This window comes from Rhizobium sp. BR 315 (assembly GCF_050577975.1).
Classification (GTDB): Bacteria; Pseudomonadota; Alphaproteobacteria; order Rhizobiales; family Rhizobiaceae; genus Rhizobium; species Rhizobium miluonense.
Genome location: NZ_JARWKZ010000040.1, coordinates 1 through 16,997, shown reverse-complemented (window position 1 = coordinate 16,997; position 16,997 = coordinate 1). Strand labels below are relative to the sequence as shown.

The 16,997-nt window shown below is 60.2% G+C and carries 16 protein-coding genes; 4 read left to right on the top strand and 12 right to left on the bottom strand.

Translation table 11 applies throughout. The annotated features are described in order from the left end of the window. Positions 1 to 6: 6 nt before the first annotated feature. On the top strand, positions 7 to 1,011 hold the full coding sequence (locus QD409_RS26745; RefSeq protein WP_430764106.1) for an NAD-dependent epimerase: 1,005 nt from the start codon (positions 7 to 9) through the stop codon (positions 1,009 to 1,011). 162 nt (positions 1,012 to 1,173) lie between these two features. On the opposite strand, the gene QD409_RS26740 is transcribed toward QD409_RS26745, so the two are convergent. The 3 genes from QD409_RS26740 to QD409_RS26730 form a co-directional block, all read right to left on the bottom strand. Continuing rightward, positions 1,174 to 1,902 carry a class I SAM-dependent methyltransferase gene (locus QD409_RS26740; protein ID WP_092848393.1) on the bottom strand — a complete coding sequence of 243 codons (729 nt, stop codon included), beginning with the start codon at positions 1,900 to 1,902 and terminating at the stop codon, positions 1,174 to 1,176. 69 nt (positions 1,903 to 1,971) lie between these two features. Then, complete coding sequence (locus QD409_RS26735; protein WP_092848397.1) at positions 1,972 to 2,361, bottom strand: RidA family protein; 390 nt, start codon at positions 2,359 to 2,361, stop codon at positions 1,972 to 1,974. Between the two features lie 60 nt (positions 2,362 to 2,421). Beyond that, positions 2,422 to 3,321, bottom strand: a complete 900-nt coding sequence (locus tag QD409_RS26730) for a DMT family transporter (protein WP_092848880.1) — start codon at positions 3,319 to 3,321, stop codon at positions 2,422 to 2,424. A 245-nt stretch (positions 3,322 to 3,566) separates the two neighbouring features. On the opposite strand from QD409_RS26730, the gene QD409_RS26725 reads away from it, so the two are divergent. Then, positions 3,567 to 3,992 (top strand): hypothetical protein, encoded by a 426-nt coding sequence (locus QD409_RS26725; RefSeq protein ID WP_092848400.1) that lies wholly within the window; start codon positions 3,567 to 3,569, stop codon positions 3,990 to 3,992. 51 nt (positions 3,993 to 4,043) lie between these two features. Here QD409_RS26725 and QD409_RS26720 read toward each other — a convergent pair whose 3' ends face one another. The 6 genes from QD409_RS26720 to QD409_RS26695 all read right to left on the bottom strand — a co-directional run bounded on the left by QD409_RS26720 (position 4,044) and on the right by QD409_RS26695 (position 10,674). Next, a complete protein-coding gene (locus tag QD409_RS26720) occupies positions 4,044 to 4,655 on the bottom strand; it encodes an alpha/beta hydrolase (RefSeq protein ID WP_092848403.1) in 612 nt (203 codons plus the stop codon). Between the two features lie 14 nt (positions 4,656 to 4,669). Continuing rightward, complete coding sequence (locus QD409_RS26715) at positions 4,670 to 5,602, bottom strand: VOC family protein (protein ID WP_092848409.1); 933 nt, start codon at positions 5,600 to 5,602, stop codon at positions 4,670 to 4,672. A gap of 167 nt (positions 5,603 to 5,769) precedes the next feature. After that, on the bottom strand, positions 5,770 to 6,471 hold the full coding sequence (gene ung / locus QD409_RS26710) for a uracil-DNA glycosylase (RefSeq protein WP_092848417.1): 702 nt from the start codon (positions 6,469 to 6,471) through the stop codon (positions 5,770 to 5,772). 147 nt (positions 6,472 to 6,618) lie between these two features. Continuing rightward, entirely contained in the window at positions 6,619 to 7,248 is a 630-nt protein-coding gene (locus tag QD409_RS26705) for a septation protein IspZ (RefSeq protein ID WP_092848421.1), read from the bottom strand. Positions 7,249 to 7,338: 90 nt separating this feature from the next. Continuing rightward, the gene (locus tag QD409_RS26700; RefSeq protein WP_430764105.1) at positions 7,339 to 9,786 is read right to left on the bottom strand and encodes a GcvT family protein; all 2,448 of its coding nucleotides are present in this window, start codon (positions 9,784 to 9,786) and stop codon (positions 7,339 to 7,341) included. Positions 9,787 to 9,795: 9 nt separating this feature from the next. Then, positions 9,796 to 10,674, bottom strand: a complete 879-nt coding sequence (locus QD409_RS26695; protein WP_430764104.1) for a phosphotransferase — start codon at positions 10,672 to 10,674, stop codon at positions 9,796 to 9,798. A 308-nt stretch (positions 10,675 to 10,982) separates the two neighbouring features. Between QD409_RS26695 and QD409_RS26690 the strand changes: the two genes are divergently transcribed. Then, positions 10,983 to 11,792, top strand: a complete 810-nt coding sequence (locus tag QD409_RS26690; protein WP_092848441.1) for a DeoR/GlpR family DNA-binding transcription regulator — start codon at positions 10,983 to 10,985, stop codon at positions 11,790 to 11,792. Positions 11,793 to 11,816: 24 nt separating this feature from the next. On the opposite strand, the gene QD409_RS26685 is transcribed toward QD409_RS26690, so the two are convergent. After that, complete coding sequence (locus QD409_RS26685; protein WP_092848444.1) at positions 11,817 to 12,746, bottom strand: LysR substrate-binding domain-containing protein; 930 nt, start codon at positions 12,744 to 12,746, stop codon at positions 11,817 to 11,819. Between the two features lie 117 nt (positions 12,747 to 12,863). Between QD409_RS26685 and QD409_RS26680 the strand changes: the two genes are divergently transcribed. Further along, the gene (locus QD409_RS26680) at positions 12,864 to 13,886 is read left to right on the top strand and encodes a YeiH family protein (RefSeq protein ID WP_092848453.1); all 1,023 of its coding nucleotides are present in this window, start codon (positions 12,864 to 12,866) and stop codon (positions 13,884 to 13,886) included. On the opposite strand, the gene QD409_RS26675 is transcribed toward QD409_RS26680, so the two are convergent. Both QD409_RS26675 and QD409_RS26670 read right to left on the bottom strand, forming a co-directional pair. Continuing rightward, positions 13,849 to 15,672 (bottom strand): bifunctional diguanylate cyclase/phosphodiesterase, encoded by a 1,824-nt coding sequence (locus tag QD409_RS26675; RefSeq protein ID WP_425348532.1) that lies wholly within the window; start codon positions 15,670 to 15,672, stop codon positions 13,849 to 13,851. The genes QD409_RS26680 and QD409_RS26675 overlap by 38 nt on opposite strands. A gap of 136 nt (positions 15,673 to 15,808) precedes the next feature. Next, positions 15,809 to 16,997, bottom strand: a 1,189-nt coding sequence (locus QD409_RS26670) for a dihydroxy-acid dehydratase (RefSeq protein ID WP_430764103.1), incomplete at its 5' end; no start/stop codon positions are given.

The window sequence follows — 16,997 nt, the reverse complement described above, 5'->3', positions numbered from 1 at the left end:
CGACCAATGCGTTATCTTATCACCGGCACCGCCGGCTTCATCGGATTCCATCTCGCCAAGCGCCTGCTCGATGAGGGTCATTTCGTGGTCGGTTTCGACGGCATGACGCCCTATTACGACGTCAAGCTCAAGGAAAAGCGGACCGCGATCCTCGCCCGTTCCAACGGCTTCAAGGCCGTGACAGGCATGCTCGAGGACAAGGCTGCGCTGGACCGCGCGGCGGAACTCGCCGAGCCTGATGTGATTGTTCATCTCGCAGCCCAGGCGGGTGTGCGCTACAGCCTCGAAAATCCGCGTTCCTATGTCGATTCCAATGTCACCGGCTCGTTCAACGTGCTGGAATTGGCAAGAAATCTGCAGCCGAAACACCTGCTGCTGGCATCGACCTCCTCTGTCTACGGCGCCAACGAAAAGATCCCGTTTGCCGAAAGCGACAAGGCCGACGAGCAGATGACGATCTACGCGGCAACCAAGAAGAGCATGGAGCTGATGGCGCACAGCTATGCCCATCTCTTCAACGTGCCTACGACCGCCTTCCGCTTCTTCACCGTCTATGGCCCCTGGGGCCGCCCGGACATGGCGCTCTTCAAATTCGTCGACGCCATCCGTAACGACAGGCCGATCGAAATCTATGGCGAAGGCAAGATGAGCCGCGATTTCACCTATATCGACGACCTCATCGAAGGCATCGTGCGCCTCATCGGCGTCGTTCCTTCGGAGGAAAGCCGGGTCGTCTCGGAGACGGTCATCGACACCCTGTCGAAAAACGCGCCCTTCCGCGTCGTCAATATCGGCGGCGGCCAGCCTGTGGGATTGATGACCTTCGTCGAAACCATCGAGACGATGCTCGGCAAGAAGGCGATCCGCAAGATGCTGCCGATGCAGCCGGGCGACGTGCACAACACCTATGCCGTGCCGGACCTGCTGGTGGCACTTACCGGCTTCAAGCCGCACATCGAAGTCGACGAGGGCGTACGCCGCTTCGTCGAGTGGTATCAGGAAAACTACTAAGCGAAACCGGGCTGCCCGGCCGGGCGAGAGCAATTCCAGGAAAAGTGCGCAGCGGTTTTCCGTCCGGAATTGCGTCAAAACAATAAAGCAGAGCGGTTCGGAGATTCCGTGAAGACCTGAACCGCTTTACTCCCGGCCGAAATGGGAGCGCCCTCCCCGCCGTCAGGTTCGTGTCGAAATCAGCAGAAACATCGGCCGCTCGCGCTCGATCACCCAATCCGGATGCAAAGCCAGATCTTCGTCGCTCGGTGACCATTCCTCGACATGGGCAATGGCAAAACCGGACTTGATCAGCAGATTGAGCGTCGTGCCCATGGTGCGATGCTGCTTCAAGACACCTTCGGCGAGCCAATTCGTCAGCCTCTTTCCCTCGATCTGGTAGGAGCTCAGGGGCCAGATCTTTCCGCCATCCTCATCGGTCAGCCATTTCGGCTGCCGCGGTGCCATGTAGATCGGATGCTCAATCGAAAAGATCAGCCGCCCGCCGGGCTTCAGCGCCTGCCGGATCGTCGTCAGAAGTCCGGCGAAATCCTCGATATAGTGGAACGCCAGAGAGCTGTAGACGAGATCGAAGCTCGCCTTGGGAAGCTGCAGCTTTTCCAGATCCATCCTGTCGTAGCGTATGCGTGGGTCCGTCGTCTCTGCACGGGCGCGCGCAAGCATCTTGTCGGATACATCAAGCCCCAGCACGCTGATAGCACCCTGCTCGGCTGCCCAGCGGCAAAACCACCCGAAACCGCAACCGAGATCCGCAACGTCGAGGCCATACAGATGTGGCAGAAGAGCCTGCATTGCCGGCCACTCGGCCGCTCCTGCCAGACCCTCTACCGACCGCCGAAGCTGGCTATAGCCCTCGAAGAAGCCTGGATCGTCGTAAATATTCTGGGTCATCACAGCCTCATGAAACGCGGCAGGCCGATCCGACGGCGCCAGTTGCAGGAGCCGTGACAGCCGTACGCATCACATCACCTTCGCCGCCGTGATCTCGACCTCCACCAAAAACTCGGCCCGGGTAAAGCCGCTGACGATCAGCAGCGTCGAGGCCGGTTTCGGATCCAGCGTATAGCGGTCGCGAACGGCCATATAGGCCGGAATATCCTCGCGCGTGGTCACGAAGCCGGCGATGCGGATCACGTCGGCAAAGCTCATTCCGGCTTCATCGAGAATGGCGTTGATCGCTCTGAAACAAAGATCGGCCTGCGACGTAACGTCAGGCGGAATGCGGTCATCGAGACCGATGCCGAGCTGGCCGGATGTGACCAAAAGACTGGCGCCCGGCGACACCAGCAGACCGTGATTGTAATTGCCAAAGGGACGGCGGACGGACGGCGGATTAAATATCTTCTTCATCGATATCGACTCCTCGTGATTGGGAGATTTCAGCATTTTGAGACTGAGCCGACAAGCCGTTCAATGCGCTTGTGCTGAAGTAACCGCCCGATTTCGCCGTACCTCCAGCAGGATGTGGCCGAAAAGCGCGGCAAGGACGATCGGCCCGCCGATCAGCGTTGCCGTCGACGGACGCTCGGCAAAGACCATCCAGACCCACAGCGGCGTCAACGGCACTTCGAGCGCCGTCAGCAGCGCTGCATCGGAGGCCGGAACGAGCCGTGAGCCGAATGTATAAAGACTAAGACCCATCGCATTTTGAATGATGCCGAAAGCAATGATCAAGCCGAGATCCTGACCCGAGACGGCAAGCGGCGACGCAAACCAGAAGGTCGTGAAAGAGCAGAGCCAGGCAGAAAGCGCCATGGCCGGCAGCATAGGCACGTCGCGATGCCGCCGCATGATGACGGCGAGAGCAGCGACCGTCAGCGTCATGACGGCGGCCAGCCCCTTGCCGAGCCAGCTGCCGCCGTCGCTCGCGTGCCCCGAAAGCATGACAAGCACGCCGATGAAGGCGATGCCGCTGGCGATCAGCGTCCGCACATTCGGACGCTCGCCGATAAAGAGGAAGGCGACGCCCGCGGTGACGAAAGGCACGGTGGCATAGATGACCATGGCATCGGCAACCGACGTATAATAGATCGAGCCGATCCCGCTGATCATCGACGCCGTGGAAAAAATCGTCGCGGCCAGCGAAGGGCCGCGCATGGAGCGCAGGATGCGAAAGGCGTTGCGGCGTTCGATGTAGAAAAACAGCGTGAAGACACCCAGGCCGGAAACGACCCCGCGGCAGAAGAGAATGGTCATGAGGTCGGCATGGATGGCCCGCACGAAGAGGCCGGAGGTCGACCAAGCCAGCGCCGAAAGCGCGACATAAGTCACGCCCAGCCTATATTGTTGCTGTTCCACCAGCGTTACCATCAGCTCCTCCGTCGCCTTGCGGCAGATCATTAGCGAGTGCCAATGAGGCTCACAAGCAAAGCTTGCGCCGCGGCATGTCGTGTATGCCGGAAGATGGTGAGGGTTGCAGGAAGGCCACGCCCCCGATCCGGTCGGTTGAGCGGCGGATAGCCGACGCATTTCCGAACGCAAAGTTGGGCATATTCACCTTGCAGATATTATTTGCCCGTCTACGGTTTGCACGGTTTCGATCAAGGGAGAATCAATTGCGCTTGCTGTCAGCCACTTTGTTCGCATGCGGCTGCGTCAGCCTGGTCGACGCACCGCTATGGCCGCCGGCAGAAACCTATGTCGACACGACGATGCAGTGCAGTCAAAGCAGCAATCCTGCCCGTTGCCAGCATATGCGCGATCGGTGGAAAGCCGAGTATGAAGAAGCGATCGCCGGCGGATACCGAGCGCAGAAACATGTGGCCTTGTGCCTGAGCACCGGCTGCGATGGGGCGATCCAGCCCGACAAGATGCTCGGCTGCGCCTGGCGTATCGTCATCGCCGATGTAACGCACGCTCAGCCGGACAGTATGGATCGCGCCAATCTCAATCGCTTCTGTGGAACGGACTATATCGACGCAAAGGGAAAGCTCGAAGCCGCCTCGCAAGCCAAAGCGATGCAGCGGCAGATCGGCAAATAACGGGCCGCGGAACAGCCTGTGACTATTCCGCGGCCATGGTCTTGATCGGCCTTACGCGTAGGGCGCGAGGAAAGCACGGATGGCTTCGATCTCGTTCGGCCGGATGTCATGGCCGCCGGCATGCCAGTCGAGCCTCACCTGTGCCTCTTGCCGCGTAAAATAGTCGGCGAGCGCCTTGGTGACCGGTGCGGGCGCGATCGGATCCCGTTCGCCCGCGGTGATCAGCACGCGCCTGCCCTGCAGCCTGGCATTGTCCTTCGGCTCGAACGGGATGAGCGGATGCATCAACACGGCCGCATCGAAAAGGTCGCCATGCTCGATCAGCACATTGGCGAGGATGTTGGCGCCATTGGAAAAGCCAAGGCCGAGCACCTGCGACGCGCTGTATTCCGCCGCCAGGCTTGAGACGTAGTTCGCCATCTTTTCCGTCGCCCGGGCGAGGTCAGTCATGTCATAGACGCCCTCGCCCGTACGGCGGAAGAAGCGCGCAGCCCCATGTTCCGAAACGTCGCCACGCGGCGATACGATGGTCGCGTCCGGCAACAGACGGGCGGCGAAATCGAAGAACTGGTTCTCGTCACCGCCAGTACCGTGGAAGGTGAAGAAAATGGGCTTTCCGGGTGCACCGGCCTTCAGCCGGTGCACATAACTCGTGTCAATCATGGTCTTTCCTCCGATTAGCCTTCCAGCGGCTCCAGATGCTGCTCGATCAAGCCGCGCAGATGCGTGTGCTGTTCGGGCAGCTTCAGCGCTTCGCCGAGATGAGCCGTATCCTCGTCGCGGTTGAAGCCGGGTTCATTGGTGGCGACTTCGAACAGCACGCCGCCCGGTGTGCGGAAGTAGATCGCCCAGAAGTAGTCACGGTCGATGACCGGCGTGACCTGATAGCCCGTATCCATCAGCGCCTTGCGCACTTCGAGCTGCTTTGCGCGGTTCTCGACGGCAAAGGCGACATGGTGTACGGAGCCGGCACCCGGAAGCGCGCGGTTGATGTTCGGCATCGTCTCGAGGTCGACATAGTCGGCACCGTTGCCGCCGGGAATGGCAAGCCGCTTGACGCCCTCATGCGTGTCGACAACTTCGTAGCCCATGTACTTCAGCAGTTCCGCCGTGGCGCCCTCGTCCCGCAGCCGCATGGCAACGGAATGGAAACCCCTGATAGCGTGCTCGGCATCGACGCCGCCATGCGTCCAGGGCAGGCGGTTGTCATCCTTCACCTCGACGAGAGCAAAGCCATCGCCATCCGGACCTGCAAAATGCAGGCGCTTTTGGCCGAAGGATTCGTCAACCTTCAGGCCTTCGACACCACGCTGACCAAGTCGCTCGGTCCAGTAACCGATGGCACCTTCCGGAACGGAATAGATCGTATTGCCGACTTCTCCGGTACCCGGGCGACCGCGCGCCATCTTCGGAAACGGGAAGTAAGTCATGATCGTGCCGGGTGTGCCGATCTCGTCACCATAGTAGAGGTGATAGACGTCGGGAGCGTCGAAATTCACCGTCTTCTTGACGCGGCGCAGGCCCAGCGTGTCCGTGAAGAACTTATTGTTGGTGCGAGCGTCTTCCGCCATCGAGGTGACGTGGTGAAGACCTTTGATCTGATTAAGCATCTCTAACCCCTTGTCTCGCCTGCACCGGCAGGCGTTTCTCATGGGCAGAAGATGGTCTTGTGGGCGGCTTTTCGATAGCCCCCAATAGCCAAACGGATTGTCTTCAATGAGTGAACGATAAATTCGGATCGTTCAATGACGCGCAATCTCTTCCGAAAAGCGACACCTCACTGAGCTTCCGGATTGCTCGGCAAGGCCCAGTCGATCGGTTCCCTGCCATGTTCGGCAAGATAGGCATTGGCCTTGGAAAAATGCCGGCAGCCCAGGAAGCCGTTATGGGCTGATAGCGGCGATGGATGCGCCGCCTTCAGCACCAGATGGCGCTCCGTATCGACAAAGGCTGCCTTCTTCTGCGCATAGGAGCCCCAGAGCATGAAGACGACGCCATCGCATTCGTCATTGACCTGGCGGATGACGGCGTCGGTGAAGCGCTCCCAGCCCTTGCCCTGATGCGAGGCGGCCTGCGATTCCTCGACCGTCAGCACGCTGTTGAGCAGCAAGACGCCCTGCTTCGCCCAGCTTTCCAGAAAGCCGTGGCGCGCCGGCGGAATGCCGAGATCAGTTTCAAGCTCCTTGTAGATATTGACCAGTGACGGCGGAATGCGCACGCCGGGGCGGACGCTGAAGCAGAGCCCATGCGCCTGGCCGATGCCGTGATAAGGATCCTGCCCGAGAATGACGACCTGCACCTCGTCGAGCGGGGTCAGATCCAGCGCCCGGAAATACTCGCTGCCGCGCGGAAAGATCACCTTGCCGCGCTGCTTTTCCTCGACAAGAAAGGATTTGAGCTGCTGCATGTAGGGGCTTTCGAATTCCGGAGACAGCGCCTCTTTCCAGCTTTCTTCCAGCTTGATACCCGCTTCCGCCATTGACTATGCCTCCATCTTCGTCAGCAGTTCGATTGAGGGCGAAAGCGCCGGCAAGTCAAGAAAATGACTTGCATTGCAGCAGGCAGATCACAGCTTTCCAGCAATAGCGCGGTTCGATCCCGGCTTATGTCGGCAATGACGACTGCCCTAGGCGGACGTCGCTGCCGACGGCAATTGCGCCATCTCTCCCGTCGAGATCAATAGGGCTTCGCGTTCGGTAGCGAGCATGGCTCGCATCCGTCGCCTCACCGTGAGGCGTATGGCAGCAAATCCAGCCAGCATCAGCACCACTTTGCTGCCGATACTAAAGGTAGGCATGACGACTGCCCATGTGGACAGATCCCAGGCGATAGCAACAAAGGCGTTGAGTGCGGCAGACAAGAACATGAGGCTGGCCCAGACAAAGCCCAAATAAATTGCGACATCAGGCGCGACTGTGCGGACAATAGCCGGCAGGTACCGGTTCATCCAGCCTGGCTTGAGCATCACCACGCCGACAATCGAATAGATGACGCTCGGCTTGAATAGCACGAAACGGGGATCGTCCGTCAGCAGCGTTGCCGCGCCGGCAGCGATGACCAGAAGGAGGCTCAGCCACTCCATGGTACCGATTGGCTTCCGTCGGAGGTATTGTATCCCGATTTGGACAAGACCAAACGCTATCGCCGAGCAAGCCGAAAGGGCCGCATTATGCGTGAGGGAAAGCAGAACGACGAAAAATAGGCTTGACGCCAAATCGGCGAGCAGCAGCTTGACCGCATCAAAAAAGCTTTTCATCACACCCTAGCTCTCACTGCGACGTCTGTGATGTTCATAAAGCCACTGGCCATCGCCAGCAAGAGATTGCCCGCAACCCCTTCCGGCAAATCACCCCTTGATCCGCGTCATCTGCGGATCATAGAGCGGCTTCAGCGACACCCGGCACGGCACGCGACGCTGCGCGACATCAAGTTCGTAGCGACCGGAAAGCACAAAATCTTCCGTCACTCCCCCGGGATCGCGAACATAGCCATAGCCGATGGCCTTGCCGACGGTGTAGCCGTAGCCACCGCTCGACAGCCAGCCGACACGCTGACCATTGCGATAGATCGTCTCACGGCCGAGAAGCACGATCTCGGGATCTTCGGGCACGAAGCAGGCAAGCATCTTCTTCACGCCGGAGGCCAGTTGCTGCTCGATGGCTTCCCGGCCGCGGAATGCGACGTTCTTCTTCATCTTTACCGCCCAGGTAAGCCCAGCTTCGACCGGCGTATGATCCGGCCCGATATCGGAACCCCAGGCGCGATAGCCCTTCTCCAGCCGGCAGCTTTCGATGGCACGATAGCCGGCATTGACAAGGCCATGCTCGCGGCCAGCGGCCATCAGCACGTCATAGACGGTGGCGACATATTCCACCGGCACATGCAACTCATAGCCGAGTTCGCCGACATAGGTGATGCGCAACGCCCTGACGGGGCAACCGGCGATACCGACGGTTCTCACTTTACCGAAGGGGAATGCTGCGTTGGAAACATCCGCCGATGTCACGGCCTGCAATATCTCGCGCGACTTCGGCCCCATCAGCGACAACACGGAATAGGCAGAGGTCACATCCACCAGCTCCGCATGCATCTCTGACGGAATATTCCGAGCAATCCAATCGAAGTCATGCGTGGCGAAGCCGGTGCCGGTGGTGATATAGAATTCGTTCTCGGCGACGCGGGCGACCGTGACGTCGCATTCGATGCCGCCCCGGTCGTTCAGCATCTGCGTATAGGTCAACGCACCCACAGGCTTGGCGACATCATTGGCGGCAATCCAGGAGATCGCTGCCTCGGCATCCCTGCCCTTCAGCACGAATTTGGCAAAGGAGGTCTGGTCGAAGATGACAGCTGCCTCGCGAACCGCCTTGTGTTCGCGGCCGGCGGCATCGAACCAGTTCTGCCTGTTATAGGTATAGACGTCCTTAGGCTCCTCCCCCGAAAAGAGATCGGCAAACCAGTTCGGCCGCTCCCAGCCGAGCTTTTCGCCGAAGCAGGCGCCCTGCGCCTTCAACCGATCGTAGAGCGGCGACTTGCGGCACGGCCGGCCGCTGGAATGTTCCTCGAACGGCCAGGCCATGGTGTAATGCTTGCCGTAAGCTTCGAGCGTACGGGTGCGCACCCAGTCGATATCGAAATGCGGACGGCCGAAGCGCCTGATATCAACAGGCCAGAGGTCATAAGGCGGCTCGCCCTTGACGGCCCATTCGGCGAGCGCCATACCCGCGCCGCCCGCAGAGGCGATGCCGAAAGCGTTGAAACCGGCACCAACGAAGAAGTTCTTCAGCTCAGGCGCTTCGCCGAGGATGAAGTTGCCATCGGGCGTAAAACTCTCCGGACCGCAGAGCAACTGCTTGACGCCTGCCGTCTGCAGCGCCGGCACCCGCACCAGCGCCTGCTCCATGATCTGCTCGAAATGATCGAAATTGCTGTCGAGCAGCGTGTAGTGGAAATCCCTGGGGATGCCGGCGAGCGCCCAGGGGATTGGATTGGGCTCATAGCCGCCCATGACCAGTCCGCCGACCTCTTCCTTGTAATAGGTTAGCCTGTCAGGATCGCGCAGCGTCGGCAGATTCGAAGGCACGCCGAAGGATTCGGTGATGAGATATTGGTGCTCGACCGAGACGAGCGGCACATTGACGCCGAAACGGGCGGCAAAGGTCCGCGTCCACTGCCCCGCGCAGACGACGACGCGCTCGCATTCGATCCGTCCCCTCTCGGTGACGACGGCGCGAATGCGGCCCTTTTCGATCTCCAGATCGAGAACTTCCGTATCCTCGAAGATCGAGACGCCGCTCATGCGGGCGCCCTTCGCCAGCGCCTGGGTGATATCGGAAGGGTTGGCCTGCCCGTCGGTCGGCAGGAAGGCAGCACCGACCAGATCCTCGATATCCATCAACGGCCAAAGATCGAAGGCTTCCTTGGGCGTCAGCAGATGCATCTGCAGGCCAAACGACTGCGCCGTGGTCGCCTGCCGCTTGACCTCCGTCCAGCGCTCCTCGTTGCAGGCGAGACGCAGACCGCCATTCATCTTCCAGCCGGTGGCAAGGCCGGTTTCCGCCTCGAGCTTCTTATAGAGATCGACGGAATAGCCGAGCATCTGCGTAATATTGGCACTGGTGCGCAGCTGACCAACGAGACCAGCGGCGTGAAATGTCGTGCCCGAGGTCAGCTTCCTGCGCTCCAAGAGCACGGTATCAGTAAAGCCGAGCTTGCCGAGATGGTAGGCAGTCGAGCAGCCGATGATGCCGCCGCCGATGACGACGGTCTTTGCTGTAGTCGGCAGTTCCTTCATCGTGTCACCTCAAGAGTTGCGAAAGCTCTGCCAGGCGCTTTCAAACCGCCGCAGATTTTCAGCTGTATAGGAGGAATAATCGAAATCGATGTCGGAATGGATTTCCGAAACCATGCTCCACATCGTCTCGCGCAGGAGCGAAGCGCATTTCATCGCCTGATAGCGTCGGCGCAAATCGTTGCTGACACCAGCCTCGAAATAGGCTTCCAGCATCGCCTCTTCCTCCGCTTCGGTGAATTCATTGTTGGAGGCTAGCCCGCCGAGATCGAAAAGCGGCGTGTTGAAGCCGGCATAGTCCCAATCGATCAGCCAGAGCCGCTTGCCATCATCGAGGAAATTCGCCGCCAGTAGATCATTATGGCAGAAGGCGATCTCGAAAGGTCCGGCCGCACACTCGAGCCGCTCGGCGATATCCAGAAAGGAAGGCAGCAGCGGTTTATGACGACTCCCGCCGGCCTCCAGGAGAGCCGCATAATCTCTTACCACATGAAAGACCCAGAAGATCGCCGCCGGCCCGCGAAAATGCCTGGCGACATCGCGATGGCAGGACCGGATGAGCGGCACGATACGGCTGATCATTCCCGGGGTTCGGTTATCATCGGCCGACAGCGGCCTTGCGTCGATGTAATCGAGCACCAATATGCCGGGCTCGTAATAGATCACGGCAGGCGAGAGACCGGCTGCATGGGCAGCCCGGCTCGCCGCTACCTCATTGGTGCGGCTGATGTGGTGGACGGGAATGTCCGACCCGAGCCTGACCACGAAACGCTGGCCGTCGTTGGTGACCAGATAGTTGCGATTGGTAATGCCGCCAACGAGTGGAGCGATCTCGAGCGGCCCGCGCCATATAGCGAGAGAATGTATCCTATCTTCCGGCGTCGCAGTCATTCCCCCTCCGGCGCTACTGCTCAGCATTCTCTGGACGGGAAGGTTCCTCACAAACGCCTAGCTGTCAAGATCAATCCACAAAATGAAACGAATGTTTGGTTTTTTGTTGGATTTGAGAGCAAATCCCAATTGGATCGGCGACAGATATTGCAATAGAGCGCTTCACCGTCGGCCAGATTTGCCTTAAAAACTGCAGCGCGAGGCGTGCGGATTGATTTGCAAACCTAGATGCTTCTTTGGCGTCAGCGCCTGCTCGATCCGCAAGCCGCAATATGTTTTGGGATCATACCCTCAATAGGATCAGAACCATGTCGGGCATGTCCCAGGCACCGCTTCACGCCAATCATCGCGAGCGCGAGATTCTCGAAGAACTCCGGCTGGCTGGCGGCGGTAGCCGCATTCAGTTCCTTGCCGAACGGCTCGGCGTTTCGGAAGAGACGATCCGCCGCAATATCCGCAGCCTGGAGACCAACGGTCTTGTCACCAAGGTACATGGCGGCGTCCATATCAAGGACTCGATGATCGAGCCGCCGCTGCACCTGCGGATGAACGAGAATGCCGAGGCCAAGCGGATGATCGCTACCTCGGTGGCAGCCATGATCGAGGACGGCGATACGCTCTTCCTCGATGTCGGCTCCACCACAGCCTTCATCGCTGTCGCCCTGCAAAAGCACCAGAAGCTCTTCGTCGTCACCAATGCCCTGTCGGTGGCCCATGCGCTCGCCACCCGCAACGGCAACCGCGTCTTCTTCGCCGGCGGCGAATTGCGCGGCCACGACGGCGGCGCCTTCGGCATGGAAGCCGCCAATTTCCTGCGCCGCTTCAACATACGTCATGCGATCCTGTCAGTCGGCGCCATCAACGCCACATCCGGCTTTATGCTGCACGATCTCGAAGAGGCGGAATATTCGCGGGAAGCGGCAAGCCGCGCCGAAAATTGCATTATCGTCGCCGACAGCGCCAAGTTCGGACGCAGCGCCCCGATCATCCTGAACGAGCCGTCAAGCTTCGACACGCTGGTCACCGACGACACACCGCCGGCCGATATCCTCGCCATGCTCGAGCGCAACGAGATAGAACTGGTGGTCGCCAACCGGCAGCGGATGGATCGGCGATAGCCGATCAGCCGGCTATTGCTACCGTCAAGCCTTTTCGCCGTGCCCATCCGGATCGAAATTGACGAATTTGCGGTAGCTCTTGCACATAGTCTCCAGCGTATGGGCGGCCTTGCTGGCATGGCGCTCCTTGTGGCGCAGCAGACGAAAGCTGCGGGCCGGAAGATCGAACGCCGCCTGCACCAGAAAACCCTGTCCGAGATAGGCCTTAGCCGCCGCGCTGGAAATGGCCGCCGCACTGTGCCCGGCGCAGACTGCCGATAGCACGGCCTCGTTCGAGGGAAGGACGAGCGCAACCTTGAGGTTACGCGCCAAAGCGCCAAGCTTGGCAATCGCATTCTCGAATTCAGAACGGGTGCCGGACCCCTCCTCGCGCATCACCCAGGACGTATCGGCAACGAGGTCGGCAATCGTCAGCTGCCGCCCATTCGCCCAGGGATGATAGGGTGGCACGACGACGACAAGCGCATCCTGCGCAACGATATTCATCGACAGAGCCGGCGCATCCACTTCGCCCTCGATGAATCCCAGCTCGGCCGCGCCATCGATGACAGCCTCGGTGACGGTTCGCGTATTGCCGATCGTCAGATCCAGCTCGATGCCGGGATAATCACGCTGAAACCGCATCAGCAAAGGCGGCAGCCAGTAGCTTGCGATTGTCTGGCTGGCATAAAGGCTGAGCCGGCCGCGCTGCAGACCGCCCAGTTCGGACAGCATGAGTTCTGCCGAACGCACGCGAGCAAGCGTCGCCTTGGCCTCGCCCAGGAACGACCGCCCCATCTCCGTCAGCTCGATCCGCCTGCCGACGCGATGAAACAACTCCACCCCGTAATAGGCCTCGAGGTTCTTGATCGCCGAACTGACGGCCGAGGGCGTCAGGTTGATGGCCTCAGCGGCATTGGTCAGATGTTCGCGCTCGGCGACGGCGACGAAAATTGCGAGTTGCTCGAAGGTCATGGGAAATCATTCTAATTTATCGAACGAAACATAGGATAATATTCGATGGATGTCGACATCCGCAGGTGAGACTTTCCAGCCGTCAGCAAACTCAGAAAAAACGAATGGCGGCATGACATGTCCATTGCTCAACAAGCACACAAGATCCTCCCAGGCCTCGCTCTCACCTGTGCCGTCGCAATTGTCGCCTATGCCGGCGAGCATGTCGAAGTCGGCCTTTTCGGCGGCCGCTGGATCGAAAGCCTGGTGCTTGCCATAGTGCTCGGCATTGCCGTTTGCACCTTCAAGCCGCTGAAGCCGTCCATGAAGCCGGGTATCGATTTCAGCGCCAAGATCCTTTTGGAAATCGCCATCGTGCTTCTCGGCGCATCCATCAGCCTCTCGGCCATTCGCGGCGCGGGCGTCTGGCTGATTGCCGGCATCGCCATCGTTGTCGTGCTTTCGATCGCCGCAACCTACATGATCGGGCGGCTGCTCGGCCTGCCGCCGAAGCTCGCAACGCTCATTGCCTGTGGCAATTCGATATGCGGCAACTCCGCGATCGTCGCCGTCGCTCCCGTAATCGAGGCTGACTCGCAGGAGATTGCGGCAGCGCTCGCCTTCACTGCGGTGCTGGGCATCGCCGCCGTCTTCCTGCTGCCGTTTCTCTACTTTCATTTCGGCATGAGCGTGCCGCAATATGGCACCCTGGCCGGGCTGACCGTCTATGCCGTTCCGCAGGTGCTTGCAGCAACCGCCCCCATCGGCCTTCTCGCCGTCCAGACCGGCACCCTCGTCAAGCTCGTCCGCGTTCTGATGCTCGGGCCCGTCATCTTCCTGCTCGGCATCATCACCAAGGTCGAGACGACCGAACCGAATAGAAATGGCAGCCGTCACCCCTCGCTGGTTCCGTGGTTCATCTGTGGCTTCCTCGGGCTGATGGCGATGCGTTCCTTCGGCCTTATTCCAGGCGTTCTGGTCGCTCCGATGGAATCGGTATCGGGCATCCTGACCGTCATTGCCATGGCAGCACTCGGGCTTTCGGTGAATGTCCGCTCCGTCGCCCATGCAGGGGGCCGCGTCATCGCCGCCGCCACGCTGTCGCTGCTGATGCTGGGCGTAATCAGCTACGGTCTGATCGTCGCGTTGCAGATCCAGTAGAATCGCCCGCGCCGCCAACCGTGGATCGGCTCCTGCCTTTTGCATGAGCCGATTTCAGCAGGGCTGCGATCTGGCTTTCCGGCGATGGATAGCCGATGGCGTAGCCTTGAAGTTCGTCGCAGCCGACCTCAGCCAGAATGCGCGCATGCTCTTCGGTCTCCACGCCCTCAGCAATAACCTCGACATTCAGGGCCCGTGCTATGTCGACGATCGAGCTGACCAGCCGGCGCTGCTCATCCGACACCGTCACAGCCGTCACCAGTTGCCGATCGATCTTCAGCCGTTTCGGCTTCAGCTTCACAAGGCCGATCAGCGAAGCATGGCCCGACCCGAAATCGTCGATCTCGATATCGATCCCCATCTTCTTTATCCCGTCGATATTGGCAAGCACCCTGTCGTCGGGATCGTCGAGGAAGATGGTTTCCACGAGTTCAAAGGCGATGGCATGGCGCGGTATCTTCAGCGCCTGCAGCCCCTCGATCAAATCGGGATCCGCGAGACGGCGGCCGGAAATGTTGACGGCGATACGCGGCGGCACGAGACCGCGCGAAACCCAGGCGGCGCGGTCGGCTAGCGCCCACTTCAGCACGGCGGCATCGATCTCAGGGGTCAGTCCATATTCATCGGCTACTTTGAGGAAAGCGGCAGGGTTCAGCAGCCCCTTCTCCGGATGCCGCCAGCGAGCCAGCGCCTCCAACCCGACAATGCGGCGGCTGCGGGCGTTCACCTGAATCTGATAGAAGGGTTCGATCTGCCGCAGCACCGGCGCCAGCCGCAGCTCGTCGGCCAGCCGACGCTCCGCATGCAACTCAGCCTGGAGCGCCGGCGTAAAGAACTCCACTCGGTTGCGGCCGAGCTTCTTGGCCTGGAAGAGCGCCACGTCTGATTCCGCCAGCAGATTGCCTGCATTGCCTGCCTGGCTCAATGCCACCCCAATGGAGGCGCCGACGCGCAGCATCTCGTTGCCAAAGCGCACTTCGCGCCGCAATCGCGAGAAAATGTCGCTCACGATGGCTTCCAGCCGCTCGGTGCTGCCGACATTGACCAATATGGCCACGAATTCATCGCCACTAACGCGGGCGACAATATCATGGGCGGTGATCGCCGCGGAAATACGCGCAGCCACACTTTGCAAAGTCGCGTCGCCGGCCGCATGTCCCCATGTATCGTTGATCTCCTTGAAGCCGTCGAGATCGATATGGAGCACAGCCAAGGTTTCGATCGTCGCATCCTTGCGCAATTCGGCAAGCCGGCGGTCGAAGTAACGCCGATTGGGGAGTCCGGTCAGATAATCATGATCGGCAGCATATTCGATACGGGCCCGGCTCTGCTCGAGCGCCACCGCGCGTGCCTCGGCAATCGCCTTCTGGCTGGTTAGTTCCCGATTGAGCAGGACATCGGCGGTGACATCCCATTCCGCGCCGATGAAGGATGGCGAGCCGTCAAGACCTTCGTAGAAGTGCGCTCGCGACCGTATATAGCGCACCTCCCCGCTGGGCAGAATGATGCGAAACTGGGAATTGTAGAAGCCCCGCATGTCGAGAGCGACCTGAAAGTCTCTGACGGCCTTCTCGACATCCTCGGGATGGAGTGCGTTCATCCAGACATCGGATGACACCCGGCGATCCTGCAGCCCGGTCCCGTAGAGCCGGTGCATCTGCAGGTCCCAGAGCAGTTCCTTGTCATCGACATTGTGCTGCCAGACGCCGATTTGAGACGCGTCGAGCGCTAGCTCCAGCCTCCTCAGCAGGTCCTGGAACTCTTCTTCGGTTCGCCCTGATGCCACCTTTGCCAAAGAGCCTCCCTTCGGAAACTGGAGAGATTACATAGCCGCAACCCGGTAAACTTGCACTACTCCACTTTCTCGAACTTTAACGGCAGCTCGATCCGCCCTTCACGGCCGGATTCCGGCAAGATTCCCGTTAGTGATTATGCCGTGGCGGACTGGCCGCGATATTGCGGAAATCGGCTGCACCGTCGAGCACGGCGCCATCGGAAAGCTGCGTCACCGAACGGCGATAGATGCGCTGCCACGGCGTCGCATCCGGCGGCACTGCCGGCACGCCGTCGCCCTTGCGACGCTCGATTTCCGCCTCGTCCACCAGCATGTCGCAGCGGCCATGATTGAAATCGATGCGAATCATGTCGCCGGTCCGCAACCATGCAAGCCCCCCGCCGGCAGCGCTTTCCGGCGAAGCATTGAGGATCGAGGGGCTGTCGGCCGTGCCCGACTGGCGCCCGTCGCCGATGGTCGGCAGGCTGCGGATGCCCCGCCTCAAAAGAGCATCCGGCGGCTGCATGTTGACGACTTCGGCCGATCCCGGCCAGCCGATCGGCCCGGCTCCGCGGATCACCAGGATGGTTCTTTCGTCGATGCCGAGATCCGGATCGTTGATGCGCTTATGATAATCCTCCGACCCGTCGAAAACGGCGGCTATGCCCTCGAATACGCCTTCATGACCGGGCTCCTGCAGATAGCGGCTGCGGAATTCTTCCGACACAACGCTCATCTTCATGATGGCGAAATCGAACAGATTGCCCTTGAGAACGAGGAAACCGGCCCGCTCCTTCAGCGGATCGGCGAACGGGCGGATGACCTCGCGATCTGTCGCCTCTCGGCCCTTCAGGTTCTCCGCCATCGTCTTACCGGTCACCGTCGGACAGCTTCCGTCCAGCTTTCCGGCCTGCAGCAGCTCCCACATGATGGCCGGAACGCCGCCGGCGCGATGGAAACGCTCGCCGAGATAGGCGCCCGCCGGCTGCACATTGGCAAGCAGCGGAATATCGAAACCATGCACCTGCCAGTCGTCAGGATAAAGCTCGACGCCGGCATGCTTGGCCATCGCAGCCAGATGCGGCTGCGCATTGGTCGAGCCGCCGATAGCTGAATTCACCCGGATCGCATTGAGGAAAGCCTCGCGCGTCAGCACATCCGAAGGCTTGATATCTGCAAGGACCAGCTCGACCGCCCGCCTTCCGGTGCGATAGGCCATCTGGCCACGCTCGCGATAGGCGCCGGGAATGGCGGCGCAGCCGGTCAGCGACATGCCGAGCGCTTCCGCCATGGCATTCATGGTCGAGGCTGTTCCCATGGTGTTGCAATGGCCGATC